This is a genomic window from Tistlia consotensis USBA 355 (assembly GCF_900177295.1).
GTDB lineage: Bacteria > Pseudomonadota > Alphaproteobacteria > Kiloniellales > DSM-21159 > Tistlia > Tistlia consotensis.
The window spans coordinates 26,418-51,666 of record NZ_FWZX01000003.1; the positions used below are offsets into that span (position 1 = coordinate 26,418).

General features: G+C 72.3%; 28 protein-coding genes. 13 read left to right on the forward strand and 15 right to left on the reverse strand.

What is annotated here, in order from left to right:
- Window positions 1–17 precede the first annotated feature (17 nt).
- On the reverse strand, window positions 18–767 hold the full coding sequence (locus B9O00_RS05570) for a hypothetical protein (protein ID WP_085121482.1): 750 nt from the start codon (window positions 765–767) through the stop codon (window positions 18–20).
- Between the two features lie 246 nt (window positions 768–1,013).
- Here B9O00_RS05570 and B9O00_RS05575 point away from each other — a divergent pair, with 246 nt between their 5' ends.
- Complete coding sequence (locus B9O00_RS05575) at window positions 1,014–2,039, forward strand: alcohol dehydrogenase catalytic domain-containing protein (RefSeq protein WP_085121483.1); 1,026 nt, start codon at window positions 1,014–1,016, stop codon at window positions 2,037–2,039.
- Between the two features lie 22 nt (window positions 2,040–2,061).
- Here B9O00_RS05575 and B9O00_RS05580 read toward each other — a convergent pair whose 3' ends face one another.
- Entirely contained in the window at window positions 2,062–3,660 is a 1,599-nt protein-coding gene (locus B9O00_RS05580) for a sensor histidine kinase (RefSeq protein WP_085121484.1), read from the reverse strand.
- A complete protein-coding gene (locus B9O00_RS05585; protein WP_159460119.1) occupies window positions 3,657–4,052 on the reverse strand; it encodes a response regulator in 396 nt (131 codons plus the stop codon). Before B9O00_RS05585 ends, B9O00_RS05580 begins: the two co-directional genes overlap by 4 nt.
- 227 nt (window positions 4,053–4,279) lie before the next feature.
- Between B9O00_RS05585 and B9O00_RS05590 the strand changes: the two genes are divergently transcribed.
- On the forward strand, window positions 4,280–4,951 hold the full coding sequence (locus tag B9O00_RS05590; protein WP_085121486.1) for a 5-formyltetrahydrofolate cyclo-ligase: 672 nt from the start codon (window positions 4,280–4,282) through the stop codon (window positions 4,949–4,951).
- Window positions 4,952–4,977: 26 nt separating this feature from the next.
- Here the strand turns inward: B9O00_RS05590 and B9O00_RS05595 are convergent, their stop codons facing one another.
- The 5 genes from B9O00_RS05595 to B9O00_RS05615 all read right to left on the reverse strand — a co-directional run bounded on the left by B9O00_RS05595 (window position 4,978) and on the right by B9O00_RS05615 (window position 9,474).
- Window positions 4,978–6,528: a DHA2 family efflux MFS transporter permease subunit gene (locus B9O00_RS05595; RefSeq protein ID WP_085121487.1), complete on the reverse strand. Its 1,551-nt coding sequence runs from the start codon at window positions 6,526–6,528 to the stop codon at window positions 4,978–4,980.
- Window positions 6,525–7,757 carry an HlyD family secretion protein gene (locus B9O00_RS05600; protein WP_200808410.1) on the reverse strand — a complete coding sequence of 411 codons (1,233 nt, stop codon included), beginning with the start codon at window positions 7,755–7,757 and terminating at the stop codon, window positions 6,525–6,527. Before B9O00_RS05600 ends, B9O00_RS05595 begins: the two co-directional genes overlap by 4 nt.
- Window positions 7,729–8,217 (reverse strand): MarR family winged helix-turn-helix transcriptional regulator, encoded by a 489-nt coding sequence (locus B9O00_RS05605; RefSeq protein ID WP_085121701.1) that lies wholly within the window; start codon window positions 8,215–8,217, stop codon window positions 7,729–7,731. The genes B9O00_RS05600 and B9O00_RS05605 overlap by 29 nt, the downstream gene beginning before the upstream one ends.
- 251 nt (window positions 8,218–8,468) lie before the next feature.
- Entirely contained in the window at window positions 8,469–9,035 is a 567-nt protein-coding gene (locus B9O00_RS05610; RefSeq protein ID WP_085121489.1) for an NADPH-dependent FMN reductase, read from the reverse strand.
- Window positions 9,036–9,141: 106 nt separating this feature from the next.
- Window positions 9,142–9,474, reverse strand: a complete 333-nt coding sequence (locus B9O00_RS05615; protein ID WP_085121490.1) for a YciI family protein — start codon at window positions 9,472–9,474, stop codon at window positions 9,142–9,144.
- A 92-nt stretch (window positions 9,475–9,566) separates the two neighbouring features.
- Between B9O00_RS05615 and B9O00_RS05620 the strand changes: the two genes are divergently transcribed.
- A complete protein-coding gene (locus B9O00_RS05620) occupies window positions 9,567–10,448 on the forward strand; it encodes a LysR family transcriptional regulator (RefSeq protein WP_085121491.1) in 882 nt (293 codons plus the stop codon).
- Window positions 10,449–10,455: 7 nt separating this feature from the next.
- Here the strand turns inward: B9O00_RS05620 and B9O00_RS05625 are convergent, their stop codons facing one another.
- The 3 genes from B9O00_RS05625 to B9O00_RS05635 form a co-directional block, all read right to left on the reverse strand.
- The gene (locus B9O00_RS05625; RefSeq protein ID WP_085121492.1) at window positions 10,456–10,857 is read right to left on the reverse strand and encodes a DUF805 domain-containing protein; all 402 of its coding nucleotides are present in this window, start codon (window positions 10,855–10,857) and stop codon (window positions 10,456–10,458) included.
- 149 nt (window positions 10,858–11,006) lie between these two features.
- Window positions 11,007–12,134, reverse strand: a complete 1,128-nt coding sequence (locus B9O00_RS05630) for a hypothetical protein (protein WP_085121493.1) — start codon at window positions 12,132–12,134, stop codon at window positions 11,007–11,009.
- Window positions 12,135–12,240: 106 nt separating this feature from the next.
- On the reverse strand, window positions 12,241–12,891 hold the full coding sequence (locus B9O00_RS05635; RefSeq protein ID WP_085121494.1) for a pyridoxamine 5'-phosphate oxidase family protein: 651 nt from the start codon (window positions 12,889–12,891) through the stop codon (window positions 12,241–12,243).
- Between the two features lie 173 nt (window positions 12,892–13,064).
- Here B9O00_RS05635 and B9O00_RS05640 point away from each other — a divergent pair, with 173 nt between their 5' ends.
- The 5 genes from B9O00_RS05640 (at window position 13,065) to B9O00_RS05660 (ending at window position 17,838) form a co-directional block, all read left to right on the forward strand.
- Window positions 13,065–13,922, forward strand: coding sequence for a shikimate dehydrogenase (locus B9O00_RS05640; RefSeq protein WP_085121495.1), 858 nt, complete (start codon window positions 13,065–13,067; stop codon window positions 13,920–13,922).
- Between the two features lie 102 nt (window positions 13,923–14,024).
- A complete protein-coding gene (locus tag B9O00_RS05645; protein WP_085121496.1) occupies window positions 14,025–14,702 on the forward strand; it encodes a TetR/AcrR family transcriptional regulator in 678 nt (225 codons plus the stop codon).
- 261 nt (window positions 14,703–14,963) lie between these two features.
- Window positions 14,964–15,995 (forward strand): DctP family TRAP transporter solute-binding subunit, encoded by a 1,032-nt coding sequence (locus B9O00_RS05650; RefSeq protein WP_085121497.1) that lies wholly within the window; start codon window positions 14,964–14,966, stop codon window positions 15,993–15,995.
- 68 nt (window positions 15,996–16,063) lie between these two features.
- Window positions 16,064–16,567: a TRAP transporter small permease gene (locus tag B9O00_RS05655; RefSeq protein ID WP_085121498.1), complete on the forward strand. Its 504-nt coding sequence runs from the start codon at window positions 16,064–16,066 to the stop codon at window positions 16,565–16,567.
- The gene (locus tag B9O00_RS05660) at window positions 16,564–17,838 is read left to right on the forward strand and encodes a TRAP transporter large permease (protein WP_235017044.1); all 1,275 of its coding nucleotides are present in this window, start codon (window positions 16,564–16,566) and stop codon (window positions 17,836–17,838) included. Before B9O00_RS05655 ends, B9O00_RS05660 begins: the two co-directional genes overlap by 4 nt.
- Window positions 17,839–17,851: 13 nt before the next feature.
- On the opposite strand, the gene B9O00_RS05665 is transcribed toward B9O00_RS05660, so the two are convergent.
- Complete coding sequence (locus B9O00_RS05665; RefSeq protein ID WP_085121499.1) at window positions 17,852–18,229, reverse strand: Kazal-type serine protease inhibitor family protein; 378 nt, start codon at window positions 18,227–18,229, stop codon at window positions 17,852–17,854.
- Between the two features lie 204 nt (window positions 18,230–18,433).
- Here B9O00_RS05665 and B9O00_RS05670 point away from each other — a divergent pair, with 204 nt between their 5' ends.
- The 3 genes from B9O00_RS05670 to B9O00_RS05680 all read left to right on the forward strand — a co-directional run bounded on the left by B9O00_RS05670 (window position 18,434) and on the right by B9O00_RS05680 (window position 20,789).
- Entirely contained in the window at window positions 18,434–19,060 is a 627-nt protein-coding gene (locus tag B9O00_RS05670) for a DUF1772 domain-containing protein (protein ID WP_143596158.1), read from the forward strand.
- A 13-nt stretch (window positions 19,061–19,073) separates the two neighbouring features.
- Complete coding sequence (locus B9O00_RS05675; RefSeq protein WP_085121500.1) at window positions 19,074–20,357, forward strand: PQQ-dependent sugar dehydrogenase; 1,284 nt, start codon at window positions 19,074–19,076, stop codon at window positions 20,355–20,357.
- Window positions 20,358–20,444: 87 nt separating this feature from the next.
- A complete protein-coding gene (locus B9O00_RS05680) occupies window positions 20,445–20,789 on the forward strand; it encodes a c-type cytochrome (RefSeq protein ID WP_085121501.1) in 345 nt (114 codons plus the stop codon).
- Here the strand turns inward: B9O00_RS05680 and murI are convergent.
- On the reverse strand, window positions 20,761–21,630 hold the full coding sequence (gene murI / locus B9O00_RS05685; protein ID WP_085121502.1) for a glutamate racemase: 870 nt from the start codon (window positions 21,628–21,630) through the stop codon (window positions 20,761–20,763). The two genes, B9O00_RS05680 and murI, sit on opposite strands and share 29 nt — an antisense overlap.
- 158 nt (window positions 21,631–21,788) lie before the next feature.
- Between murI and B9O00_RS05690 the strand changes: the two genes are divergently transcribed.
- A complete protein-coding gene (locus B9O00_RS05690; protein WP_085121503.1) occupies window positions 21,789–22,532 on the forward strand; it encodes a DUF4336 domain-containing protein in 744 nt (247 codons plus the stop codon).
- Between the two features lie 24 nt (window positions 22,533–22,556).
- On the opposite strand, the gene B9O00_RS05695 is transcribed toward B9O00_RS05690, so the two are convergent.
- The gene (locus B9O00_RS05695; protein WP_085121504.1) at window positions 22,557–23,291 is read right to left on the reverse strand and encodes an MOSC domain-containing protein; all 735 of its coding nucleotides are present in this window, start codon (window positions 23,289–23,291) and stop codon (window positions 22,557–22,559) included.
- Between the two features lie 213 nt (window positions 23,292–23,504).
- Here B9O00_RS05695 and B9O00_RS05700 point away from each other — a divergent pair, with 213 nt between their 5' ends.
- Window positions 23,505–24,434, forward strand: coding sequence for an NAD-dependent epimerase/dehydratase family protein (locus tag B9O00_RS05700; protein ID WP_085121505.1), 930 nt, complete (start codon window positions 23,505–23,507; stop codon window positions 24,432–24,434).
- Window positions 24,435–24,461: 27 nt separating this feature from the next.
- On the opposite strand, the gene B9O00_RS33395 is transcribed toward B9O00_RS05700, so the two are convergent.
- A partial coding sequence (locus B9O00_RS33395) for a methyl-accepting chemotaxis protein (protein ID WP_200808411.1) occupies window positions 24,462–25,249 on the reverse strand: 788 nt, incomplete at its 5' end.

Sequence of the window (25,249 nt, forward strand, 5' to 3'; positions counted from 1 at the left end):
CCCCCGGATGGGCCGGCTCAGGAGCCGGCGGCGGTCAGCCTCCGGAAGTGGATCTCGAGCGCGAGGTTGCCGAGGATCATCATGCAGTAGTCGTTGTTCGGCTGCCCGATCAGGTCCGAGGTCGAGACCATGGCGAACTGGATCGGACGGTGCTGGAGATAGAGCCGCTTGACCAGCCGCGTCACGTCGTAGGAGGCGTCGACACTGCCTTCCGCCGGATAGAGCTCGACGGGATGCGTCGCGATCGCCTGGCTGTCGACCAGCGCGTTGCGATCGGTCACGGCGTGGTAGCCGCCCTCCCAGGCCTCGGTCGGATAGCGGACCTCCGGGCAGTTCGTGCTCTCCAGGCCGTCCGACATCGAGCGCACCGGTCGGCCGGCGATCGTCCTGACCCGCTTGTGCAGGTGCAGCGTCGCGCTGGAGATCGCGACCAGGCCGGAGAGGCTGGTCAGCGGCGTCGCGTTGAAGGCGACCAGGCCCTCGTCGTCCCAGCTGTAGAGGCGCCCGCAGAGGTTCAGGCGCGTCTGCCAGTTGCGGAAGCCGGCGCCGACGTCGGCGATGCCGAGATCGCCCTGCCCGATGAAGGGCGGCAACGGCCGGGTGTCCAGGCCGCAGACGAAATCGGCGTGCTGCTCGCTGTAGGCGATCGTGGCGACCTGGCTGGGCGCCAGCGTCACGCTGCCCTGCTGGTTGTCGAGGGGTTGGCAGGAAGCCAGCGCCAGCGGCACGACGAGCACCGCCAGAGCGGCTGAAAGGCGCTCGAGCATATCAACCTCTTCGGTCTGTCGTGCCGCACGAATTGTGGCCAAAGCGGAGGGCGCATACAACCCCTGGCGGTGGGCGGCCCGGCCGGCCCCTCGTTCCGGTGCGGCGCCGAGGCCCCTGCCCTAATGGGCCCCGGCCGCGCTATGCTCCGACGCCGATGGCGGCAGGGCCGGAGGGCGCTGCCGGCCCGGGGGCTCTCCGGCAGCGGGAGCCGCGAAACCGGGCTGTTGCGCGGGGGAAGCGTCTGCATGAAGGCCTGGGTGATAGACCGGCTGGGGCCGATCGATCCCGACGCCAGCGAGGGACCGCTGGCGCTGGTCGAGCGGCCCTTGCCCGAGCCGGGACCCGGCGAGCTGCGTCTGAAGGTCGCGGCCTGCGGCGTCTGCCACACCGAGCTCGACGAGATCGAGGGCCGGACCGCGCCGCCGCGGCTGCCGGTCGTGCCCGGCCACGAAGTCGTCGGCCGCGTCGACAAGGCCGGCCCCGGCGCCGGGCGCTACGCCCCCGGCACGCGACTCGGCGTCGGCTGGATCCACCGCTCCTGCGGCGGCGCCCACGAGAACCTGGACCCGGCCTTCGAGGCGACGGGGCGCGACGCCGACGGCGGCTACGCCGAGTACATGCTGGTGCCAGAGGCCTACGCCGTGCCGATCCCCGACACGCTGGACGACGTCGAGGCGGCGCCGCTGCTCTGCGCCGGCGCGGTCGGCTGGCGGGCGCTGAAGCTGACCGGCCTGGAGGACGGCCAGGTGCTGGGCCTGACCGGCTTCGGCGGCTCGGCGCACCTGGTCCTGCCGGTCGTGCGCCACCGCTTCCCGAAGGCGAAGGTCATGGTCTTCGCCCGCGACGCCGAGGCCCGCGCCTTCGCCCTGGAGCAGGGCGCCGACTGGGCCGGCGCCACCGAGCAGCGGCCGCCCGAGCCCTGCCACGCGATCATCGACACGACCCCGGCCTGGACGCCGGTCGTCGAGGCCCTGGCCAGCCTGCGTCCCGGCGGCCGCCTGGTGATAAATGCGATCCGCAAGGAGGAGGCCGACAAGGCGGCGCTGCTGCGCCTGTCCTACGCCGAGCACCTCTGGCTGGAGCGCGAGATCAAGACGGTCGCCAACGTGACCCACGCCGACCTGACCGAGTTCCTGGCCCTGGCCGGCGCCCTGAAGCTGGCGCCGACGGTCGAGCGCTATCCGCTGGCGCGCGCCAACGAGGCGCTGCGTGCGCTCAGGCGCGGCCGGATCAAGGGCGCCAAGGTCCTGACCGTCGGGGACGCCCGCTGACGCGCCGGACCGGCCGCCGCGCCTAGGCCTCTCCGGACGAGGCGGCCGACCGGCCGTCGCGCCCGATCGGCAGGTCGAGACGGCAGGTCACGCCCTCGGGCTCGAAGGCCAGGTCGACCGACGCGCCCCGCAGGCCGTGGAAGGCCGAGGCGATCAGCGTCGTGCCGATGCCGCGCGTCGCCGGCGGGCTGACCGGGGGGCCGCCGCTCTCGCGCCAGTCGAAGACCAGGCGCCGCCCGGCGCCGGATTTCGTCGCCGACCAGGCGATGCGCACGCCGCCGGCCTCGCTGGACAGGGCGCCGTACTTGGCGGCATTGGTCGCCAGCTCGTGCAGCACCATGCCCATCTCCATCGCCTCGTTGGACGACAGCGCAACCGGCCCGCCGCCCTCGACGATGATGCGGTTGGTGCGGTCCTGGAACGGCCCGAGCTGGCTGCGCACGATCTGCGCCAGCTCGATGGCGCGCCAGCCGGTGCGGAACAGCAGGTCGTGCGCCGCGCTGAGCGCGCGGATCCGGTCGCGGAAGACCTGCAGGTCGGCCCCGATCCCGGTGGTGTTGCGGAACGACAGCGAGGCGATCGCCTGGACCGTCGCCAGCGAGTTCTTGACCCGGTGCTGCAGCTCGGCCAGCAGCACCTCCTGGTGCCGCGCCGTCTCGTCGCGCTGGATCGTCGCCGCCAGGACGTTGGCCACGGCCTGCAGGAACTGCACGTCGTGCTCGTCGAACGAGCGGATCTCGCGCGAATGGACCCCGATCACGCCGAGCGGCCAGCCGACGTCGCCGATCGCCACGCTGAGACCGCTCCTCACGCCGTGGCTGACCAGCAGCTCGGGGCCGACGAAGCGCGGGTCGCTGGGCAGGTCCTGCACGAAGATCGGCTGCCCGCTCTCCAGGGCGACGCCGGCCTGGCTGCGGTTGCCGCCGGGCACCAGGAGCGCCGCCGCCGGCCCGGTCGCGAAGCCGAAGGAGGCACGCAGCAGGAAGTCGTTGGAGGCCGGACGGTACTCCAGCACCTTCACGAAGTCGGCCGACAGCACCTCGGCGACCTCGACCGGCAGCCTCGCCAGCAGCTCGTCGAACGATTCGCCGCGCAGGCTGCGCGTGCCCAGCTTGGCGACGTAGTCCTGCTGGCGGACGCGCCGCTCGGCGTCGGCCTGGGCCTCGACCATCCGGGTGATGTCGTCGAACACCGCGATGACCCGCCGGATGCGCCCCTCGCCGTCGAACACCGGGGTCGCGGCCATGATCAGCTCGAAGCGGGTGCCGTTGTCGTGCGCGTAGGTCGCCCGGAAGTCGTGCACCGGCCGGCCGCTGCGCCAGACCGTCTCCAGGGGCAGCTCCTCGGCCGGCAGCTCCCGGCCGTCCCGCAGGTAGCGGTAGGGGGCGCCGGCGCCGGCCGGCGGCACGACGCTCTGGATCCCCATGATGCGCGCGCCGTGGTCGTTGACGACGATCTCGCGGCAGTCCGGCGAGTCGGTGTAGACGATGCCGACCGGCGCCACCTCGAGCAGCGCCTCGAGGTCGCCGACCCGCTCGCGCAGCCGGGCGTTGACCGTCTCCATGGCCTGCGCGACCCGGCCGGCGGAGCCCGGACCGGCTGCCCGCCCCTCGCCGCTCATGACGGCGCCGGACCGGCCCCCGACCCGCCGCCCCGCTCCAGCAGGCGGCGCAGCACGCCGAAGGCCTGCTGCTCGTTGAAGGGCTTGCGCAGCACCACGGCCTGGCGCAGCACCGGCTCGTGCAGCGTCTCGGGCGAATAGCCGGTCAGCAGGGCGAAGGGCACCGCCCGTTCGTTGAGCCGCTCCGCCACCGGCGTGACCCGCACGCCGTTCAGGTTGACGTCGAGCAGCGCGATGTCGGGGGTCGTCGACTCGAGGGTCCGCAGGGCCTCCTGCACGGAGGCGAGCGGACCGATGACGTGATAGCCGGCCTCCTCGAGCAACAGCTTGGTCTCGAAGCCGATGAAGACTTCGTCCTCGACGAAAAGAATTCGTGGCCTGCCGTCGGACATCGTGCCGATCCCAATCCCCTGAGCCATCCAACGCGCCGGGGCCGATAATTGTTTCACTGCACGCACTGCGATTTTTCATCTTCGGCGGCGCATCGGAGTCCCGCCAAGTCCCGCTCGCCGTCGACGGCGTTTGCCAAAGGCCGGCGCAGGTCGCACCCTGGCGAAGGATTCGAATCAAGAAGAGTGCTGCCGCGGCCTCGGCCCGGCCGCCGAAGGAGGAGCTGCCGATGCAGGACGATTCCATGCGGGACTGGCCCGAGGTCCGCGCCTGGCGCAAGGCGAAGCGGGCCGAGCTGATCGAGCGGCGCCTGGCCCTGCCGGCGACCGACGGCGCCGAGGCGGCGGCGGTGGTCGCCAACCTGCGCGCCGCCGAGGTGCCGGAGCTGGCGACCGGGCTGATCGGCTTCTACTGGCCCTTCAAGCGCGAGATCGACCTGCGCCCCTTCGTGCGCGACTGCCTGAAGACGGGCGCGCGGGCGGCGCTGCCGGTGGTCGTCGAGAAGGGCCGGCCGGTCGAGTTCTGGGCCTGGCAGCCGCGCATGAAGATGAAGCCGGGCATCTGGAACATCCCGGTGCCGGCCGAGCGGGCGCCCGTCCAGCCGGACGTCCTGCTGGTCGCCCTGGTCGGCTTCGACGAGGCGGGCTATCGCCTCGGCTACGGCGGCGGCTACTACGACCGCACCCTGGCGGCGCTCAGCCCGCGCCCGCTGACGCTCGGCCTGGGCTTCGAGCTCGGGCGCCTGCCGACGATCCACCCGCAGCCCCACGACATCCCGCTCGACGCGATCGTCACCGAGCGCGGCATCGCCTGGCACCGCAGCCGCGGCCGGCCGCTCTCCGACACGGCCGAGGGCTACGCCTCGCCGCCCTGCTTCCTGCACGAGCTCGACTGCACCTGACCGCAGGCCGGCAGCGCGCCGGGCGATCAGTCCAGCGCGGCGGCCATCTCGGCCTGCCGCTGCGCCGTGCGCTTCGGGCTGCGCAGCAGCAGCAGGAAGGGGATCGCGCCGAGCACCAGCCACATCATCAGGCGGAAGTCGTCGAGGTAGCCGATCGTCAGCGCCTGGTCGGTGATCTGCTGGTTCAGGGCCGCGAGGCCGGCCGTCGAGCCCAGGCTCCAGGCCCCGGGCAGGAACGGCGCGTGCATCATCGGGTTGAGCGGCGAGACATGGGCGGCCAGCGCGCTGTGCAGCACCTGGGTGTTCTCGGCGAGCAGCGTGACGACCACCGAGATGCCGATGCTGGAGCCGATGTTGCGCATCAGGCTGAACATCGACGCGCCCTCGGTGCGCAGCTTGGGATCCAGCGTCGCGAAGGTGACGGTCGAGAGCGGCACGAAGAGGAAGCCGAGACCCATGCCCTGGGTCATGCCGCTGCGGATCACCGTCCAGCTGCTGACCTCGGTGGTGAACTCGGCCATCTGCCACAGCGAATAGGCGGTCATGCCGAGCCCGAACAGGACCAGCAGGCGGATGTCGACCCGCCGGATCAGCCGCCCGACCAGGAACATCGCGGCCATCGTGCCGATGCCGCGCGGCGCCAGCACCAGGCCCGCCGTCAGCACCGGGAAGCCCATCAGGTCCTGCAGGAAGGGCGGCAGCAGCGCCAGGGTCGCCAGCAGCACGATGCCGACGATGAAGATGAAGAACAGGCCGACCGCGAGATTGCGGTCGGTGAACAGCTTCGGCTCCAGGAAGGGATGCTCGGCGGTGAACATCTGGACCAGGAAGAGATAGAAGAACAGCCCCGCCGCCACGGCCTCGAAGATGATCTCGCGCGCGGAGAACCAGTCCTGCGACTGGCCGCGGTCGAGCATCATCTGCAGCGCGCCGATGGCGATCGACAGCAGCGCGAAGCCGAACAGGTCGAAGGGCCGCCGGCCGTCGCGCTCGGTCTCGTGGACGAACAGCAGGATGCCGGTCAGCGCCAGGGCGCCGAACGGCAGGTTGACGTAGAAGGTGTAGCGCCAGCTGTAGAGGTCGGTCAGGTAGCCGCCGAGGGTCGGGCCGAGGATCGGGCCGACCATGACGCCCATGCCCCAGATCGCCATCGCCTGGCCGTGCTGCTCCTTCGGGTAGGTGTCGAGCAGCACCGACTGGGACAGCGGCACCAGGCCGGCGCCGAACATGCCCTGGAGCAGCCGGAAGGCGACGATCTCGGGCAGCGAGGTCGCCGCGCCGCACAGCATCGAGGCGACGGTGAAGCCGATGATCGAGACCGCGAAGATGCGCTTGCGCCCGAAGCGCGCCGCCAGGAAGCCGGTCGGCGGCGTCATGATCGCGGCGGCGACGATGTAGGAGGTCAGCACCCAGGAGATCTGGTCCTGGGTCGCCGACATGCTGCCCTGGATGTGCGGCAGGGCGACGTTGGCGATCGTCGTGTCGAGCGCCTGCATGATCGTCGCCAGCATGATCGAGACGGTGACGAGGGCCCGGTTCGGCTCGCCCCCCGCCCCGCCGGATGCGGCGGCGGTCATTTCGAGGCGGTGGCCGTCGCGGTCTCGACGCCGAGCAGCTTCAGGACCGGCGAGACGAGATCGGCGAGCGTGCGCGAGCGGCCGGTGTCGACCTGGACCCAGGTGCTCATGCCGGCGCGCAGCTGCGGCCCGTCGGGATCGGCCTCGACGGCGATCCGGACCGGGATGCGCTGCACCACCTTCACCCAGTTGCCGGTCGCGTTCTGCGCCGGCAGCACCGAGAACTCCGAGCCGGTCGCCTGGCTGATGCTCTCGACCGTGCCGTGCCACCTGTGGTCCGGATAGGTGTCGACCTCGATGGTCACCGGCTGGCCCGGCAGGATGTCGGTCAGCTCGGTTTCCTTGAAGTTGGCGTCGATCCAGAGGTTCCGGTCGGCGACCAGCCCGATCACCGCGCTGCCCGGCGAGACGTACTGGCCCAGCTCCGGCTTCTTGCCGGTGACGCCGGCGAAGGGCGCGCGCACCACCGTGTGCTCCAGGTCGAGCTGCGCCTGGTCGCGCGCCGCCAGGGCCTCGCGGTAGCTCGGCTCCTGCTCGACCGGCAGGTTGGGATCGCCGCCGAGCTGGGCGGCGACCTGCTCGATCTGGTGCTGCACCACGGAGATCGTGTCGCGGGCGACCTGGAGGTTGCGCCGCGCCTCGTCCAGGGCCGACTGGGTCGCGACCCGCTTGCTGGCGAGCGCGCTCTGCCGGTTGAACTGCTGCTGGGCGTAGGCCAGGTTCGACTGCTCGACCTTCAGCTGCTCCTGCTTCTGGGCGTAGGTCGCCTTCAGCGCCTCGACGTCGCTGCGCGTCGCCGCCAGCTTCGCCTGGGCCTTGTCGAGCGCCAGGCGGAAGGGCGCCGGATCGATGCTGAACAGCACCTGGCCCGTCTCGACCTCCTGGTTGGCCGTGACCGCGACGCGGGCGATCGGCCCGGCGACCTGCGGCGCGATCATCACCATGTCCGCCTGCAGGTAGGCGTTCTCGGTGGCGACGTAGCGGCCGCCCGAGAGGTAGAGTCCGATGCCCACGGCGAGCACGGCCAGCGGCCCGAGCAGCAGCAGGGCGCGGCGGATCAGCCGGCGCTTGCGGCCGGGCCGGCGCGGCGCCGCCTTGTCGTCCTCCGGCACCGAGCGCTCGGCCTCCGGATCGAAGCTGTGCGGCTGGCGCCGCGCCTCGAGGATCGGCACCGCGCGGCTCGCCGCGGGGCGGCCCTGCTCAGCCCTGTTCTGCGTCTGCTCGGTCACGCTGGTCTCTGAAGGCATCGGTTTCGCAGGGCTGCAGGTTGGCTTTCATGGTCAGCAGGGTGTCGAGCAGCTGGCGCCGCGCGGCCTCTGGCACCGAGGCCAGGGCCTGGTCGCGGACCTCGGCGGCCAGCCCCCGCATCTCGTCGATCAGCGGCTCGGCGGCCTCGGTCAGGTGCAGCAGGAAGGCGCGCCGGTCCGAGGGGTCGGGCCGCCGTTCGACCCAGCCGGCCGCCGCCAGCCGGTCGATCACCTTGGTCAGGGTCGCCGGATGGATCTCGATGCGCTCGGCCAGGGTCGCCTGGTTGACGCCCTCGTGGCGGTAGAGCACCGCCAGCGTCTGCCACTGCGCCTGGGTCAGGCCGCGGTTGCGGGCGCGATGGTTGAAGTTGCGCCGGATCAGGCGGGCGACCTCGTTGACGAGGAAGCCGACCGTCGGCTCGGGCGCGGATCGCTGAGGCATGATGGCATTGTAGCCCGCCAATATTGTTTTGTTAGGATATTATTTTGTCGCACTAGCACTGCGCAGAGCTCAGAGCGGCCGCCCGGCCGTCTTGCTCATCAAGAGCATTAAATTTCGCCGGTAATCGATTGAACTGAAGGAAGAGTGGCGGCCGACCAACTGGCGGCCGCCGCCCCGACACCGATTCGGAGAACGCACGCCGCCGCGGATGGTGCCCCACCCGCGGCCCGTCGACCTTATCGGCCGGCCGCTCAGCTGACCTCGGCGCGCATGCGCCGCACCTCGCGGCAGAGGTCGGCGATCGCGGCCAGCGCGAAATCGACCACCGCCTGGTCGACCAGCTTGCCGTTCTCGACCTTGCCGGCGACCTGGGCGATCGTGACCTGCGGCCGCACCACGACGCGCGACAGGCAGGCCGCCAGGGTCTCGCGGATCTGGGCGTGGGCGCGCGCACCGCCGGTCGCCCCCTGCGAGACGGTCATGATCAGCGAGGGCTTGTCCTTCAGCACCGAGTTGAAGCCGGGCCGCGAGGCCCAGTCGAGGGCGTTCTTCACGGCGCCGGGGATGCCGTAATTGTATTCCGGCGAGACCACGATCAGGCCGTCGGCGGCGGCGATCTTCCCGCGCAACGCCTTGGCCGCGGCCGGGGCCGCCTCGCCGTCGTCGTCGGCGTTGTAGACCGGCAGCTCGTTGAGGGTCAGGACCTCGATCGAGACACCCGACGGCGCCTTCTCGGCCAGGGAGCGGGCCACGATGGTGTTGTAGGAGTCGCGGCGCAGGCTGCCGGAGACGGCGAGCAGGCGATAGGTCTCGGTCATGGTCTGGGCTTGTCCTCGTCTGGGGTTGCCGCGGCCGGCGGCCGCGAACTGGCGGGCCGGACGATACCCCAGCGCCGCGCTCGGTCAAACCGGCAGCACCGCCGTTTCACGAAACGCTGCGTTGCCCTCCGCTGCCATCGGGCTCGATCAGGCGCCGGCCCTCGGCGAAGACCTGCCGCCAGGCCAGGATGCGCACGCCGCGGCGCAGGCCGGTCGGCCAGAAGGGGTCGGCGCGCACCAGCGCCTCGACCGCCGCGGCATCCTCGGCCTCGACCAGCCAGAGCCCGCTGCCGACGGCGCCGGAGCGCTCGGCCAGCGGACCGGCCGCCCGGACCGAAGCGGCGTTCGCCTCGAGGAAGGCCAGGTGGTCGGCCATGTGGCGGCGGCGCAGGTCGGCCGGGGCCGAGGGCTCGTCTTCGAACAGCACGGCGAACAGCATGACGGATCTCCCGATCGGATTGGCGACCGGCCGATCCTCGGCCGGCGCAAATCCCGCTGGAAGGCGAAGTTCCGCCGGACCAGAATGCAGAAATGCAGCCGCTCGACTGGAACGACCTGCGTCATCTGCTGGCGGCGGCGCGCGCCGGCACCCTGGCCGGAGCGGCCGCCGACCTCGGGGTCGACGCGACCACCGTCTCGCGGCGCCTGGCCGCCCTGGAGCGCGCCCTCGGCGCCCGGCTGCTGGAGCGCGCCGGCGACGGCCGCCTGCGGCCGAGCGAGGCCGGGCGTCGCGCCCTGGTCCATGCCGAGGAGATCGAGCGCGCCGCCGGCCGCCTCGGCGGCAGCGTCGCCGGCGCCGACAGGGAGAGCGCCGGCACCGTCCGCCTGACCGCGGTGCCGCTGATCGCCGAGCGCCTGCTGGTCCCGGCCCTGCCCGACCTCTTCGCCGCCCATCCCGGCCTGCGCCTGGAACTGGTCGCCGAGCCCGCCGACCTCAGCCTGACGCGGCGCCAGGCCGACATGGCGCTGCGCCTCGCCCGGCCGCGCGGCAGCAGCCGCAGCGTCGTCGCACGCCGGATCGGCCGGCTCGCCTACGGGGTCTACGCACCGGCCGCGATGCCGGCCGCCGACGCCGAGGCCCTGCCCTGGCTGACCTTCGACGAGGCCTGGGCGCACCTGCCGCCGGCGCGCTGGATCGCCGCCGCCCTCGCGCGTGAGGGCCGGCCCGCGGCGCTGGCGGCCAACGACGGCGCGACGCTGCTCGAGGCGGCCGCGGCGGGCCTCGGCAGGACGCTGCTGCCGGATGCGGTCGCCGGGCGCGACCCGCGGCTGCGGCGCCTGTCCGGACCGGCCGGGCCGGCGGGGCTGCCGGTCCGCGAGCTCTGGCTGCTGGTCCATGCCGAGCTGCGCGGCCTCGCCCGGATCGCCGCGGTCGCCGGCTGGCTGGCGGCGCTCCTGCCTCAGGACGCCTGAGCCCGGCTCAGGCCGTCGGTTCGGGGTCGGGCTGCGGGCCCACCGAGTCCGGCGTCCGGCCCTTGGGATCGGCACCGTAGCGATTGGGCCCGACCGTGCCGTCCTGCACGAAGAAGACGATCAGCACGATCACGCCGATCACCGGCAGGAAGCCGATCAGCAGCCACCAGCCCGAGCGCTCGCCGTCGTGCAACCGGCGCGCGCCGACCGCCAGGTTGGGCAGCAGCACGGCCAACGAGAACAGCGACGAGATCGGCCCCCGGCCATGGCCGAACAGCAGATAGTCGATGACGCTCAGGACGAGGCTGGCGAGGAAGAGCGCCAGGACCCACCACCAGAACTCCGGACGCGCCGCGCGTCCCGAGAAGGTGGCGTAGTTCTGCAGACAGGCTCGAACGGCCGCTTCCATGGCCGAATCCTCCCCTCTTCTGTTGCGGTGCCGGACTGCCATCCCCCTCGCGCAGCATAGCACCGAAGCGCCGCTGCCGGCGACGGACCCGGCGCGGAGCGTCAGGGCCCGGTGGTCAGGCGAGTTCGCTGGTCAGGCGAGTTCGGCGGTCAGGCGAGTTCGGCGGTCAGGCGCTGGTCGGCGTCGATCGTCAGGCGCAGCCGGACGCGCAGCGGCGCGCCGCGCTCGCCCGCCGCGGCGATCGACAGCAGGTAGCTGGCCCCCGGATCGAGCGGCAGGTCGCCGCCGTCGAGCTTCAGCCGGTGCGGGCCGTTGCGTCCCCGCTTCTCGATCACGCGCTCGGTGATCATCAGCTCCCGGCGATCGCCGGCCGGCAGGCTGAACTGGGTCGCCCAGGCGCCGGCATAGGCCGAGCCGGAGCCGCGCGGGCGCGACGAGAGGGCGAAGCCGAGGCTCTGCTCGCCGCGCGGCGTCTCCAGCGTCTCGGCGACCACCGTGCAGCCCCGCAGCCGGGTCGCGCCGAGATTGTCCAGGGTCAGCAGGCAGCGCACCAGGACCGGACGGCCGTGGAAATCCTCGCGGGTCGCGACGCGCGGCTCGCCGAAGCGCAGGCCGCTGCCGTCGCGGTAGGGCGGCCAGCGCCGCTCCAGGTCGTCGCGGCTGGCCAGCAGATGGTCGTAGCGCTCGGCGATCGGGCCTGCGCGGAAGGCCGTCAGCGCCAGCGCCCGACCGGGGTCGCACGCGTCGCGCAGAGCGCGCCAGTCGGCCGAGGGGATCGCCTCGAGGCCGCCGTCGTCGCGGCGACGGCCCCAGAGCGTGAGCGAGCCGTCGCAGAGCGCCTCCAGCAGCTGGCGGCAGCGGTCCTGCTCGGCTTCCTCGCCGAGCGCCGCCACCTCGGCCGGACTGCGGCCCCAGCTGCGGAAGCTGACGTAGGCCAGCGCCTCGGCCAGGCCGACGTCGCGCGACGGGCCGGTCGCCACGGCCGGCTCCGCGGCCACCTGGGTGTAGCGGCGCCGGCGGCCATAGGCGCCGTCGCGGCGCGCGACGGCGAGGTCGCGGCGGCGCAGCAGGGTGTCGACCCAGAGCGCAAGACTGCCGCCCAACACTACCAGAGCGAGACCGACCAGGGTCGGCGCGTGGAGCAGCTGCAGGCCCGGGACCGACGATTGCTCCAGTCGGACGGCCGACGATACGGCTCCGATCTGCAGCAGCAGAACCGCCAGGGCCGGCAAGGCGAGCCAGGACAGGCTGGCCCGGAACGCATCGCGCAAGTGCATTGCAGCATAATGCGCGCAATGCGACTGTTTCAGGAGGAGATTTACGCGCGGTTAACCATTGTCTGTGCGACCATATCGCGAACAAGGTACCCCGATACCATCGTCGCTAATAGAGCGTCCTCTTCAACCTTTCCGGGTAGGCCGCATCATAGGCCCCTCCGTCGAAGCCGCGGTCGATGGCCTGCAGCATCTCGCCGACGCTCGGCAGCTCCGAGCGCGCGATCCGCGTCTCCGGATCCCAGAGCTTCGATCGGACCAGCGCCTTCTGGCACTGGACATAGACCCGCTCGGCAGTGACCCGGACGACCGCGCAGGCCGGCTTGCCCTGCATCTCGAAAGCCGCGCAGAGCGACGGCTCGACCAGGATCTCGGCCCGGCCGTTGACCCGCAGGGTCTCGCCGACCCCGGGGACCAGGAACAGCAGCGCGATCCGCGGGTCGCGCACGATGTTGCGCAGCGTGTCGACCCGGTTGTTGCCGCGCCGGTCGGGCAGCAGCAGGGTCTTCTCGTCGACCACCCGGACGAAGCCCGGCGGGTCGCCGCGCGGCGAGCAGTCCAGCCCCTCCGGCCCCGCCGTCGCGATCAGCACGAAGGGCGCCTTCTCGATGAAGGTGCGGTAGAAGGGCGCGATATGGTCGAGTTCCTTGGTCACAGCCGCCGGCACCGGCGCGCCGTAGAGCGCGTCGAGCTCGGCTTCCGTGGTGATGCGCTGCGCGGCGTCGAGCGCCGCCGGGCTGGCGGCGAGCGGCTGGTCCATCGGCGTCAATCCCTTCCGGTCGTCGTGGTGGCCGGGCGCAGCTTAGCGCGCCGCCGGCACGCACGGCACCCCGCTCGGCGCGCCGGCCAGGGCTGCGGTCGAGGCCGCGGTCGATTGACTGTACTAACCAGTTCGCACATATTACCTTCCTCGATCACCGGGAGAGCCTCGCCATGGCCGCGCCTGCGGACAACCGCTCCTACCTCGTCGGATTGATCGGCAGCGGCATCGGCGGCTCCCGCTCGCCGGCGCTGCACGAGAGCGAGGCCGCGTCCCAGGGCCTGCGCTACCTCTACAAGCTGGTCGACCTGCAGCGGCTCGGTGGCGACGCGGCGATCCTGCCGCGCCTGCTCGAGGCCATGGAGCTGACCGGCTTCACCGGGACCAACGTCACCCATCCCTGCAAGCACGCCGTCGTCCCCCTGCTCGACCAGCTGTCGCCCGCGGCGGCGGCGATCGGTGCGGTCAACACCGTGGTCTTCGCCGAGGGCCGCCGTTCCGGCCACAATACCGACTGCTGGGGCTTCGCCGAAAGCTTCCGGCGCGGCCTGCCGGACGCCGAGCGCGAGGTCGTGGTCCAGCTCGGCGCCGGCGGTGCCGGTGCGGCGGTCGCGGTCGCCGCGCTCGACCTCGGCGTGCGGCGCCTGCTGATCCACGACCGCGAGGCCGCGCGCGCGGATGCCCTGGTCGAGCGGCTTTCGGCCCGGCCAGGCGACGCCACGGTCGAGCGGGTCGACGATCTGCGGAGCGCCCTCGCCGCTGCCGACGGCCTGATCCACGCGACGCCGACCGGCATGGCCGGCCATGGCGGCATCGCGCTCGACCCCGACCTGCTGCACGCCGGCCAGTGGGTCGCCGACGTGGTCTACGTGCCGCTCGAGACCGAGCTCCTGAAGGCGGCGCGACAGCGCGGCTGCCGCACGCTCGACGGCGGCGGCATGGCGGTGTTCCAGGCGGTGCGCGCCTTCGAGCTGTTCACCGGCATCAGGCCCGACGCCGAGCGCATGCTGCACCGCTTCGCCGAGCTCTGACCGCCCTTTCCGTGGCAGGATGCCGCCGGACCGGGGCAGCGAAGCGAGTCCGTCCGGTCGCGATCTGCACCAGTGCCCGGAGCAGGAAGGATCCGCCAGCCGATGACCAGACCGACCGCCGGAAAGGCCGGGGAGGCGCCGCGCCCCGGGACGACCGAGGCGAAGCGCACCAACAACCCCGAGAAGACCCGCGAGAACATCCTGGCGGTGGCGCGCCACGAGTTCGCCACCAAGGGCCTGTCCGGCGCCCGGATCGACGAGATCGCCGACCGCACCGCGACCAGCAAGCGGATGATCTACTACTACTTCGGCAGCAAGGAGGGCCTCTACCTGGCGGTCCTGGAAGAGGCCTACGCCCGGATCCGCGCCCATGAGAGCACCCTCGAGCTCGAGGCGCTGCCGCCGCTCGAAGCCCTGGCCAGGCTGGTCCGCTTCACCTTCGACTACCAGAGCTCGAACGAGGAGTTCGTCCGCCTGGTCATGGTCGAGAACATCCACAACGGCGCGTTCATCGCCCGCTCCAAGGCGATCCGGCAGACCAACCTGACGGTGATCGACGCCCTCAGGGACATCTGCGCGCGCGGCCGCGCCAACGGCACGATCCGCGCCGACGTCGAGCCGATCGACCTGCACATGACGATCAGCGCGCTCTGCTTCTTCGCCGTCGCCAACCGCCACACCTTCTCGACGATCTTCGACCTCGACATGACCTCCCGCGCGGCGCTCGAGGCGCGGCGGGAGAGCGTCGTCGCCACCATCCTGCGCTCCGTCGCCGCCTGACCCCAGCCGCACCGGCAGCGCCGGTCCGGGTCGCGTCCGACTCGGCCGTTGACCGAACTAACTAGTTCGTACATCGTTGCACGAAACAGCGCCGACGCGGGCCCGTCCGAGGGCGGCGCCCGCGGCGGGCGTCAGAAAAGACCGACGACCGAAGCGCTTCCGCCGAGCCGCCACCGGCCCGTCCCTGCAACGACGGGCCAGCGGAGTCCTCGGACAGCTCGGCGGCGCCCGAAGAACCACCGGCCCGATGGGAGGAACAAGATGATCGGATCGAGAAGCCTGCTCCTGGCAGCCGCGACCGCGGCCGCCCTCACCGCCTCCGGCAGCGGCCTCGCCGCCGCCCAGACCACCATCAAGTTCGCCCACGTCGACCCGGCGGACTGGACGAGCTCCAAGAAGGGCGCCGCCTCCGAGATCTTCAAGAACCTGGTCGAGTCCGAGTCCGGCGGCCGCATCAAGGTCGAGCTCTACCCGGCCGGCCAGCTCGGCGGCGAGAAGGAGCTGGTCGCCCAGGCCCAGTCCGGCGCCATCCAGATGACCATGGTCTCGGGCGTCTACGGCAGCTTCTGCAAGGAAGCCTCGATCCTCGACACGCCCTACCTCTTCGCCTCGGCGCCGGTCGCCTGGAAGGTGCTGGACGGCCCGTTCGGCAGGAAGCTGGCCGAGCACTGCCTGAAGAAGACCGCGCTGCGCACCCTGGCCTACGGCGAGACCGGCTTCCGCGACTTCACCAACAACAAGCACGAGATCAGGTCGCCGGCCGACGTGAAGGGCCTGAAGCTGCGGGTCCAGGAGATCCCGCTCTACGTCGAGATGGTCAAGGGCCTGGGCGGCATCCCGACCCCGGTCGCCTGGCCCGAGACCCCCGGCGCCCTCAAGACCGGCGTCGTCGACGGCCAGGAGAACCCCGTCTCGGTGATCCTCGGCAACAAGTTTTACGAGTTCCAGAAGTATCTGACGCTCGATCAGCACGTCTATGGCACCGACTTCGTCCTGGTCAACGAGGCCTTCTTCCAGGGCCTGTCGGACGAGGACAAGGCGATGCTGAAGCGCGACGCGATCATCGCCGGCAACGTCGGCCGCTCGATCCAGCAGTTCAACTCGGCGGCGGGCGTCGCCGAGCTGCAGAAGCACGGCATGGTCGTCTACAAGCCGACCTCGGCCGAGCTGGAGGCCTTCCGCAAGGCCGCCCAGCCGCCGGTCCTGGCCTACCTGAAGAGCCAGGTCGAGCCGGGCTGGCTCGACGACCTCGAGGCCGCCGTCGCCGACGCCGAGGCGTCGCTCGCGAACTAGGCCCGCCGGCCTCGCCCGGCGGCCCGCCGCGGGGCGAGGCCCCTCTCCTGCCGCTCCGGAGACCCGCCATGTTCTGGCGCGCCTACGACCTGGCGACGACTGCCCTGCTCGCGCTGTGCGGCGCGGTCATGTTCGGCCTCGCGATCGGCAACGCCCTGCTGCGCTACCTGTTCGACGCGCCGCTGGTCTGGGGCGAGGAGATCTCGCGCTACGCCATGGTCTGGGGCGTGATGATCGGCGTCGCGCTCGCCTACCGGGCCGGGCACCACATCGTCATCACCGTGACCACCGACGCGCTGCCGACGCGCCTGCTGCGCTGGTTCCGCCTGGCCTCGCACGTCCTGACCCTGGCGACCGCCGGCCTGCTGGCCTGGAGCGGCCTGCCGCTGGCGCGCAGCCTCGGCATGCTGGAAGCGCCCTCCAGCGGCATCCAGATGGTCTGGGCCTATGCCGCGATCCCGGCCGGCGCCGCCCTGCTGGCGATCGAGGCGCTGCGCCTGATTCCGGCCGAGCTCGACGGTCGCGATGGCACCGAGCCTCGGGCCCTCGGAACGGCGGGCGCCCCGTCGTGAGCGCCGGCGCCCTCGGCCTGCTGGTCGGCCTGCTGCTGCTCGGCCTGCCGATCGCCTTCTCGATCATCCTCGCCTGCGGGCTCGCCGTGGCCGAGCGCGGCCTGCCCGCCATGCTGATCGCCCAGCGCCTCTTCACCGGCCTCGACTCCTTTCCGATCATGGCCGTGCCGCTGTTCATCCTGGCCGGCGAGCTGATGAACGAGAGCGGCATCACCCGGCGCATCATCGACCTCGCCGACGCCTTCGTCGGCCACCTGCGCACCGGGCTCTGCCAGGTCGGCATCCTGTCGTCGGTGATCTTCGCCGGCATCTCCGGCTCGGCGGTCGCCGACGCCTCGGCGCTCGGCCGCGTGTTCATCCCGGCGATGGAGGAGGAAGGCTACCCGCGCGCCTTCTCCGGCGCCCTGATCGCCGCCGCCTCGGTGATCGGGCCGATCATCCCGCCCTCGATCCCGATGATCATCTTCGCCCTGATCATCCAGGAATCGATCGCCTCGCTGTTCCTGGCCGGCGTCGTGCCGGGCCTGCTGCTCGGCCTCGGCATCGCGCTGACCGGCTACCTGCGAATCCGCCGGCTGGCGCCCGAGCCCAAGCCGCGGCGCAGCGCCCGCGAGCTGCTGGCCGCCCTGCGCCAGGGCATCATCCCGATGCTGATGCCGGTGATCATCCTGGCGACCATCCTCTCCGGCGTCGTGACGCCGACCGAGGCCGCCGCCGTGGCCGTGCTCTATGCCCTGCTGATCGGCTTCTTCGTGCTGCGCACCCTGAAGCTCGCGTCGCTGCTGCGCATCTTCGCCTCCTCGATGCTGCTCGCCTCGATCATCCTGATCGTCATGGCCTCGGCCAGCCTGGTGAACTGGCTGCTGACCACCGACCAGGTGCCGCAGCAGTTCGCCGCCTTCGTGCTCGGCACGGTCAAGGACCCGGTCGCCTTCCTGCTGCTGACCAACGTCCTGCTGCTGGTCGTCGGCTGCTTCATCGAGGGCCTCGCGGCGATGATCGTGCTGGTGCCGATCCTGTTCCCGGTCGCCCAGGCGCTGCACGTCGATCCGGTCCACTTCGGCACGGTCGTGGTGCTCAACCTGATGATCGGCCTGATCACGCCGCCGATGGGCCTCTGCCTGTTCGTCGCCGACGGCGTCGCCAAGGTCGGCCTGGCCGCCATCGTCCGGCAGATCTGGCCGTTCCTGCTCGCCGAGCTCGCGGTGCTGCTGGCGGTCACGCTGGTGCCCGGGCTGGCGCTCGGCCTGCCGCGGCTGCTCGGCTACTGAGCCGGGCCGCCGCTCAGGAACAGGCGTCCTCGCGCGCCACGCTGACGCCCTTGGCCGCCGCCTCGCAGGCATTGCCGTAGGTCTTGCCGTCGCAGCCGCAGACCGGCTTGTACTCGCGGGTGCAGGCCTGGGGCAGCGGCACGCAGATGCCGGTCCGGTCGCCGGCCCCGCACTGCTCCGCCGGGCCGGTGCGACAATAGGTCGTGGGATCGCCGCAGGTGATGCCGGCGAGGCCGCCGCAGACGCCGCCCGCGCCGACGCTGCGCCCCGCCGTCGGCGCGGCCGGCGTCGGGATCTCGCCCTGCGTCGCAGGCTGGCAGGCGCCGAGCAGCGCGGCCAGGGCCAGGGACAGCAGCAGGGCGGACGGCAGGGTGCTCGACGGACGGGTCATCGCTTTCCTCCAGGTGTCGCGGCCGGGCCCGGGCGCCCGGCATCGGTCTCGGCACGGCCGAGCAGACATGCAATCCATGCCTTCTTCGTGGCACCTTCGTCACGTCGCCTCGCCCCGAGCGCAGCCGACCAATGCCGCGACCGCCCGACCGGTTCCGTCCGACCGCGCCGACGGGAGGCCGCCCAACCACCGGAGGCCGACCCCTTGTCGTCGAAGCCGCTGCCCTTCATCGCCCTGCTGCTGACCGCGCTCTCCCTCGTGCCGGTCGGCGCGCACTTCTTCGAGCTGCCGAACAAGCTCGGGCTCGACCAGCACGCCTATTTCACGGTCCAGGCGATCTACCGCGGCTGGGCCTTCTTCGGCATCGCCCTCGTCGGCGCGATCCTGGCCGACTGCGGCCTCGCCGCGGCGGCGCGGCGCCGGCAGCCGGCGGCCTTTCCCTGGGCCCTGGCCGGCGCCCTGCTGATGGTCGCGAGCCTGGCCGTGTTCTTCGTCTGGGTCTTCCCGACCAACCAGGCGACGGCGAACTGGACCATCGTGCCGCCAGACTGGGAGCGCCTGCGCCGGCACTGGGAATACGGCCACGCCGTCAGCGCGATTCTGACCGCCGGCGCCTTCTGCTCGGTCGCCTGGGCGCTGCTCGAATGGGCGATTAGAATCTCTTTAAACTCAATCGCCAAGCGCCTCCGGATCCCCTATGCTACCCCTGGTTCCCAGGGGAGCGGCCGGGCAAATCTACCTAAGCACGAGCCGGATTCCCTGCGGATCCAGGAGAAGAAGAACCGGCGGCCCGGCAGCAGAATCGGGCCGCGCGGGTGGGGAAACGAATGACTTGGAGGCAGATATGCGTTCGCAGAAGAGGACGGTACAGCTCGCATCCACAGTCCTGACGAGCCTCGGGGCCGCCGCGCTCGCGGCCCTGCTGGCGACCGGGCCGGCCAGGGCCGAGACGAACCTGGAGAAGCTCGGCAAGTTCGAGACCACGGGGATCAAGGACTTCAAGGTCGTCGAGCAGGGCGGCGAGCGCGCCGCCGCGATCCAGAAGACCCTGGACAAGATCAAGCTGCCCGACGGCTTCAAGATCTCGCTCTACGCCATCGTGCCCGACGCCCGCCACATGGCGGTCGGGCCGCAGGGCATCGTGACCATCGTCGGCACCCGCAAGACCGACGTCTGGGCGGTGACCGACCGCGACAAGGACCGGGTCGCCGACGAGGTCAAGCGCTTCGCCCCCTCGATCGACTTCACGATCCCGAACGGGCCCTGCTTCTCGCCCGACGGCTTCCTCTACATCGCCGAGCAGAACCGCGTGCTGGTCTACCCGGCCGCGGAGTTCTTCTACGAGAGCCCGGACGTCGCCGCCTTCGAGGTCGTGCCCCAGGGCAAGCTGATCCCGAAGGAGGACGAGAGCTACAACCACACCGCCCGGGTCTGCAAGATCGGGCCCGACGGCAAGCTCTACATCACGCTCGGCCAGCCCTTCAACGTGCCTGCCGCGGAGAAGCTCGACGGCTACAAGAAGTGGGGCCTCGGCGGCATCGTCCGGATGAACACCGACGGCACCGGCCGCGAGGTCTACACCTACGGCGTCCGCAACTCGGTCGGCCTGGACTTCAACCCGGCCAACGGCGAGCTGTGGTTCACCGACAACCAGGTCGACGGCATGGGCGACGACGTCCCGCCGGGCGAGCTGAACCGCCAGACCGCGGCCGGCCAGAACTTCGGGTTCCCCTGGTACGGCGGCGGCCACGTGCGGACCAACGAGTACAAGGACCAGGAGCCGCCGGCCGACGTCGTGTTCCCGGCGGTCGAGATGGTCGCCCACGCGGCCGACCTGGGCATGACCTTCTATAGCGGCTCGATGTTCCCGGCGGCCTACAAGGGCGGCATCTTCTCGGCCGAGCACGGCTCGTGGAACCGCACCAAGCCGATCGGCGCCCGGGTCATGTTCACCTCGGTCAACCCGGACGGCTCGGTCGGCGAGACCGTGCCCTTCGCCGAGGGCTGGCTGACCGACGCCGGCGAGTACCTCGGACGCCCGGTCGACGTGAAGACCCTGCCCGACGGCTCGCTGATCGTCTCCGACGACCTGGTCGGCGCGATCTACCGCATCTCCTACGGCATGTGAGCCGCGGCGAGACCTGAGAACCGGACGGCCGGGGCTCCGCGTCCCGGCCGTCCGCCGTCCCGACCACTTTTCCGACCCCGAGAGCCCATGACCCGAAGCACCGCTTTCGCCCTGCTTTGCGGCCTGCTCGCCGCGACCCTGCTGGCCGCCGGCCCGGCCGCCGCCGGAGATGCCGCCGCCGGCCGCAAGAAGGCCCAGGTCTGCCAGCCCTGCCACGGCCTCGACGGCATCGCCAAGATCCCGATGGCGCCGAACCTCGCCGGCAACAACGAGCTCTACCTGCGCAAGCAGCTCGAGGCCTTCCGCTCGGGCCAGCGCACCAACGAGATGATGTCGGTGGTCGCCAAGGGCCTCAGCGACGCCGACATCGCCAACGTCGCGGCCTGGTACTCCTCGATCGAGATCACCGTGAAGCTGCCGCCGGCGAACTAGGCGGCAGGGAATCGGCCCGCCCCAGCGGCCGCGCCTCGGCGAAGCCGTAGCCGGCGAGCGCGGGCGCCAGCCCCTCGATGCCGGCCGCCGGGCCGGTGAAGAGGAAGCGGCGCCGGGGCGTCTCGCCCTCGACGCCGTCCGTTCCGGCGGCGAGGCGCGGCGCCAGCACGCGGCAGAGCTGGCGGGCGATCGCCGGCGCGGCGTCGATCCAGTGGGCGACGCCCGGCAGCGCCGCGGCCAGCACGCCGGCCAGCAGCGGATAGTGGGTGCAGCCGAGCGCCACCGCGTCCAGCCCCTCGGCCACGGCGAGCGGCGCCAGCTCGCGGGCGACGGCCTCCGGGTCGGGCGGGCTGCCGCGCAGCGCGGCCTCGGCGAGCGGCACCAGGCCGGCGGCACCGACCCGGACCACCCGGCAGCGCGCGGCATGCTCGGCGATCAGCCGGTCGACGTAGGGGCGGCGCACCGTCGCGGCCGTCGCCAGCAGGCCGATCACGCCGCTGCGGGTCATCTCGGCCGCAGTCTTGATCGGCGGCACCGTGCCGACGACCGGGAAGCCGGCCTCGGCGCGCAGGGCCTCGAGGGCCAGGGTGCTGGCGGTGTTGCAGGCGACGACCAGGGCGTCCAGCGGAGCCTCGGACGCCGCCTCGGCGGCCAGGCGGCGCTGCAGCCCGACCAGCCGGCCGGCCAGCTCGGCGTCGGACTTGGCGCCGTAGGGCAGCCCGGCGAAGTCGGCAAGGTAGAGGATGTCGGCGTCGGGCAGCGCGGCCGTCATCGCGCGCAGCACCGACAGGCCGCCGACACCGGAATCGAGCAGGGCGATGGTCAGGCCGGCCCCTTCCATGGGCGCGTCTCCGGGGAATGGCACGGTGATGATCGCTCCGGCCGGCCGAGTCGGTCTTCCGCGGCCCGGCGGCGCCGGTTCACAGACCCTTGTTCCGCGGCGGCGCGGGTGGGAAGCTGACGGCGAATCGTGGCGACACCGCGGAAGGAGGCAGGTCGTTGACGACCCTCGCCTTCGAGCCCTACGCGCCGCTCGACGTTCCGAAGCCGCTGGCGCCGGAGCTCTGGGTCATCGACGGGCCCGAGATCCGCTTCGGCTATGTCGGCCTGAAGGTGCCCTTCCCGACGCGCATGACCGTGGTCCGCCTGCCGGACGGCGGCCTCTGGCTGCACTCGCCGACGCATCCGAGCGAGCCGCTGCTCGAGCAGCTCGCCGCGCTCGGCCCGGTGCGCTTCCTGGTCGCGCCGAACAGCCTGCACTACTGGTGGCTGCCGGCCTGGGCCGCGCGCTTTCCTGGGGCCGAGGTCCATGCCGCCCCCGGCCTGGCCCGCAAGGCGAAGCGCCCGCTGCCGGCCCACGCCACGCTCGGCGACGCGCCGCCGCCGGCCTGGGCCGAGGTGCTCGACCAGGTCCTGGTGCCCGGCAGCCTGCTGACCGAGGTCGACTTCTTCCACCGGCCGACGCGGACGCTGATCCTGACCGACCTGATCGAGAACTTCGAGCCGCGGCGCATCCGCTCGCGCTTCTGGCGCCTCGCCATGCAGCTCGCCGGCGCCGCGGACCCGGACGGCAAGGCGCCCTACGACATGCAGCTCTCCTTCCTCGGCCGCCGCCGGCGCCTGCGCGCCGCGGTCGAGCGGATGATCGCCTGGGCGCCGGAGCGGATCGCCCTCGCCCACGGCCGCTGCTACGAGGCCGACGGCGTCGCGGAACTCCGGCGCGCCTTCCGCTGGGTGCTCTGACCGGCTGCCGTCCGGCCGCCGCGGTCACGCCGCGGACAGCGTCACCGGATCGCCGACGGCGAGCGCGCCGCCCTGCTCGACGCGGCAGAGCACGCCGAAGCTGCCGCCCCCGGCGCGGGCGATGGCCTGCAGGATCGCCGGGTCGAGCGGCAGGTCGCCCTGGGCCAGGGTCGTGAAGGCGCAGCGCTTGCAGGGCTCGACGACGGTGACGCGCGCCGTGCCGACCGTCAGGCTCCGCCCGACCAGTCCGGCCTCGACGAAGCCCTCGGCCTCGCCGGTCTCGACCAGCAGGTTGGGCCGGAAGCGGGGCGGCTCGAGCCGCGCCGTCGGCGGCAGCAGGCCGGCCAGGTGGCGCAGCGACGCGGTGGTCAGCAGATGCAGGTCGGCCCGCTGGTAGCGCGGCGCGACGGCGCCCTGCCCCTCGCTCCCGCCGTGCGGCCGGAAGCCGACCGCGAAGCCGAGATGGCCGCTGGCCAGCGCCGCGGCCCCGGCCGAGCCGACCGGGTGCCAGGGCCCGCCGTCGCGGCCAACCTCCACACCGCCCGCGGCCGAGCGGCCGTGCAGCTCCGGCACGGGCCGCCAGCGCCGGCGCTTCTCGGGCTTGGCGATCTCGCCGTCGTCCTCGGCGACCAGACCCCAGAGCCGATCGCCGACGATGCCGCCCGGCTCGCCGCTCTCCAGCATCGCGGCCTCGAGCCGCTCGCCGCCGAGCGAGCTGACCGGATAGCGCCGCAGCTCCAGGATCCGTCCGAAGGCCATCCCCGCTCCCCTCCTCGTCCGGCCGCCAGTCTGGCCCGGCGCCTCCGGTCCCGCAAGCCGGCCCGCCGAGATGCGGAACCGCGGGCCCGCGCGTCCGTTACCGGTCGGGCCGAGCCGAAGCCGCGGCCGGAAGGCGCCCGCCGTTGCACCCGCCGCCGCGCCGGCCCATCCTCGCGGGCCGGCCGAGGCTCGGCCGGAGACAGGAGAGCAAGCATGAAGGTCTTCGTCACCGGCGCCACCGGCTACATCGGCGGCTCGCTGGTTCGCGCCCTGGTCGCGCGCGGCGACAGCGTCAGCGGCCTCGCCCGCGACCCGGTCGGCCAGGCCGCCGTCGAAGCGATGGGCGCCCGCCCGGTTGCCGGCAGCCTCGCCGACTGGTCGCTGCTGATCGCCGAGGCGAAGGCTCACGACGCGGTGATCGAGGCGGCCAGTGCCGACGACCCCTATGGCGTCTCGGCCTTCCTCACGGCCCTGGAGGGCAGCGGCAAGACGCTGATCCGGACCAGCGGCACCAGCATCGTCGGCGACATGGCGGCCGGCCGCCACGACGCGCCGACGGTCACCGAGGAGAGCTTCGTCGGCCCGCGCTTCGAGAAGGCCGGACGCCACGCCATCGACCGCGCCGTCATGGCCGCCGCGGCGGACAAGGTCCGCGGCATCGTCGTCTGCCCCTCGATGATCTACGGCGAGGGCAGCGGCCCGAAGCCCGAGAGCGTGCAGGTGCCGGAGCTGATCCTGCTGGCCAAGCAGAGCGGCGTCGCCCGCCACCTCGGCCCGGGCGAGAACATCTGGTCGCACGTCCAGATCGACGACCTGGTCGCGCTCTACCTGCTGGCCCTCGACGGCGCCGAGCCCGGCGACTTCTTCTTCGCCGCGCAGGGCGAGGCCCGGCTCAGGGACATCGCGGTCGCGATCGGGCGCATGCTGCGGCTCGGCGACCGCACCGAGCCGCTCGACCTCAACGAGGCGGTGCAGCGCTGGGGGCCGTCCGGCGCCCACTACACCTTCGGTTCGAACAGCCGGGTCTCGGCGGCGAGGGCCCGCGAGCGGCTCGGCTGGTCGCCGAGCCGTCCGGGACTGATCGAGGAGATCGAGAGCGGCTACTACGCCCGCCGTCACGCCTCGGGCCCGGCGACGGGCTGACGGCCCACGCCGGCCGGCACGCCGCGCCTACTGCCCGATGGCGGCGGCCTCCTGGGAGGCGCGCTGCATCGAGGCCGACATGTCGTTGGCCACGGCGCTCTGCTCCTCGACCGCCGCCGCGGTCGCCGTCACGTACTCGCGAACCTGCTCGATGGCATGCCGGATCGAGCCGAGGCCCGAGACGACGTCGCCGGAGACGCCGCGCATGCCCTCGATCTCGCGGGCGATCTGCTCGGTCGCCCCCTTGGCCTGGGTCGCCAGGCTCTTGACCTCGTTGGCGACGACCGCGAAGCCCTTGCCGGCCTCGCCGGCCCGCGCCGACTCGATCGAGGCGTTCAGCGCCAGCAGGTTGATCTTCGCCGTGATGCTGTCGATCGCGTCGACGATGCCGCCCATCGACTTCGCCGCCTCCGCCAGGCGCCCGGTCGACTCGCCGGCCGAGGCGACCAGGTCGAAGGCACCCTCCGAGGTCGCCTTGGACTTGGTCATCGAATCGGCGATCTCGCGCACCGAGACGTTGAGCTCCTCGGCACCGGCCGCGACGCTCTCCATCATCTTGCGGACGTGCTCGCTGCGCATCCGCGCGATGACCTGGCGGGTCACGTCGCTGGCGAACTTGACGACCTTGAAGGGCCGGCCGCTGGCGTCGAGGATCGGGTTGTAGGTGGCCTGGATCCAGACCTCCCTGCCGCCCTTGCCGAGCCGCTTGAACTCGCCGGCCTGGAACTCGCCGCGCCGCAGGTTGTCCCAGAAGGAGCGGTACTCGGCGCTGTCCCGCTCGCCCGGCTCGACGAAGATCGAGTGGTGCTTGCCCT

Excerpts from the sequence above, each read along its gene's own strand:
- B9O00_RS05570 (WP_085121482.1), bottom strand. The coding sequence starts at position 767 with ATGCTCGAGCGCCTTTCAGCCGCTCTGGCGGTGCTCGTCGTGCCGCTG.
- B9O00_RS05575 (WP_085121483.1), top strand. The coding sequence starts at position 1,014 with ATGAAGGCCTGGGTGATAGACCGGCTGGGGCCGATCGATCCCGACGCC.
- B9O00_RS05580 (WP_085121484.1), bottom strand. The coding sequence starts at position 3,660 with ATGAGCGGCGAGGGGCGGGCAGCCGGTCCGGGCTCCGCCGGCCGGGTC.
- B9O00_RS05585 (WP_159460119.1), bottom strand. The coding sequence starts at position 4,052 with ATGTCCGACGGCAGGCCACGAATTCTTTTCGTCGAGGACGAAGTCTTC.
- B9O00_RS05590 (WP_085121486.1), top strand. The coding sequence starts at position 4,280 with ATGCAGGACGATTCCATGCGGGACTGGCCCGAGGTCCGCGCCTGGCGC.
- B9O00_RS05595 (WP_085121487.1), bottom strand. The coding sequence starts at position 6,528 with ATGACCGCCGCCGCATCCGGCGGGGCGGGGGGCGAGCCGAACCGGGCC.
- B9O00_RS05605 (WP_085121701.1), bottom strand. The coding sequence starts at position 8,217 with ATGCCTCAGCGATCCGCGCCCGAGCCGACGGTCGGCTTCCTCGTCAAC.
- B9O00_RS05610 (WP_085121489.1), bottom strand. The coding sequence starts at position 9,035 with ATGACCGAGACCTATCGCCTGCTCGCCGTCTCCGGCAGCCTGCGCCGC.
- B9O00_RS05615 (WP_085121490.1), bottom strand. The coding sequence starts at position 9,474 with ATGCTGTTCGCCGTGCTGTTCGAAGACGAGCCCTCGGCCCCGGCCGAC.
- B9O00_RS05620 (WP_085121491.1), top strand. The coding sequence starts at position 9,567 with ATGCAGCCGCTCGACTGGAACGACCTGCGTCATCTGCTGGCGGCGGCG.
- B9O00_RS05625 (WP_085121492.1), bottom strand. The coding sequence starts at position 10,857 with ATGGAAGCGGCCGTTCGAGCCTGTCTGCAGAACTACGCCACCTTCTCG.
- B9O00_RS05630 (WP_085121493.1), bottom strand. The coding sequence starts at position 12,134 with ATGCACTTGCGCGATGCGTTCCGGGCCAGCCTGTCCTGGCTCGCCTTG.
- B9O00_RS05635 (WP_085121494.1), bottom strand. The coding sequence starts at position 12,891 with ATGGACCAGCCGCTCGCCGCCAGCCCGGCGGCGCTCGACGCCGCGCAG.
- B9O00_RS05640 (WP_085121495.1), top strand. The coding sequence starts at position 13,065 with ATGGCCGCGCCTGCGGACAACCGCTCCTACCTCGTCGGATTGATCGGC.
- B9O00_RS05645 (WP_085121496.1), top strand. The coding sequence starts at position 14,025 with ATGACCAGACCGACCGCCGGAAAGGCCGGGGAGGCGCCGCGCCCCGGG.
- B9O00_RS05650 (WP_085121497.1), top strand. The coding sequence starts at position 14,964 with ATGATCGGATCGAGAAGCCTGCTCCTGGCAGCCGCGACCGCGGCCGCC.
- B9O00_RS05655 (WP_085121498.1), top strand. The coding sequence starts at position 16,064 with ATGTTCTGGCGCGCCTACGACCTGGCGACGACTGCCCTGCTCGCGCTG.
- B9O00_RS05665 (WP_085121499.1), bottom strand. The coding sequence starts at position 18,229 with ATGACCCGTCCGTCGAGCACCCTGCCGTCCGCCCTGCTGCTGTCCCTG.
- B9O00_RS05675 (WP_085121500.1), top strand. The coding sequence starts at position 19,074 with ATGCGTTCGCAGAAGAGGACGGTACAGCTCGCATCCACAGTCCTGACG.
- B9O00_RS05680 (WP_085121501.1), top strand. The coding sequence starts at position 20,445 with ATGACCCGAAGCACCGCTTTCGCCCTGCTTTGCGGCCTGCTCGCCGCG.
- murI (WP_085121502.1), bottom strand. The coding sequence starts at position 21,630 with ATGGAAGGGGCCGGCCTGACCATCGCCCTGCTCGATTCCGGTGTCGGC.
- B9O00_RS05695 (WP_085121504.1), bottom strand. The coding sequence starts at position 23,291 with ATGGCCTTCGGACGGATCCTGGAGCTGCGGCGCTATCCGGTCAGCTCG.
- B9O00_RS05700 (WP_085121505.1), top strand. The coding sequence starts at position 23,505 with ATGAAGGTCTTCGTCACCGGCGCCACCGGCTACATCGGCGGCTCGCTG.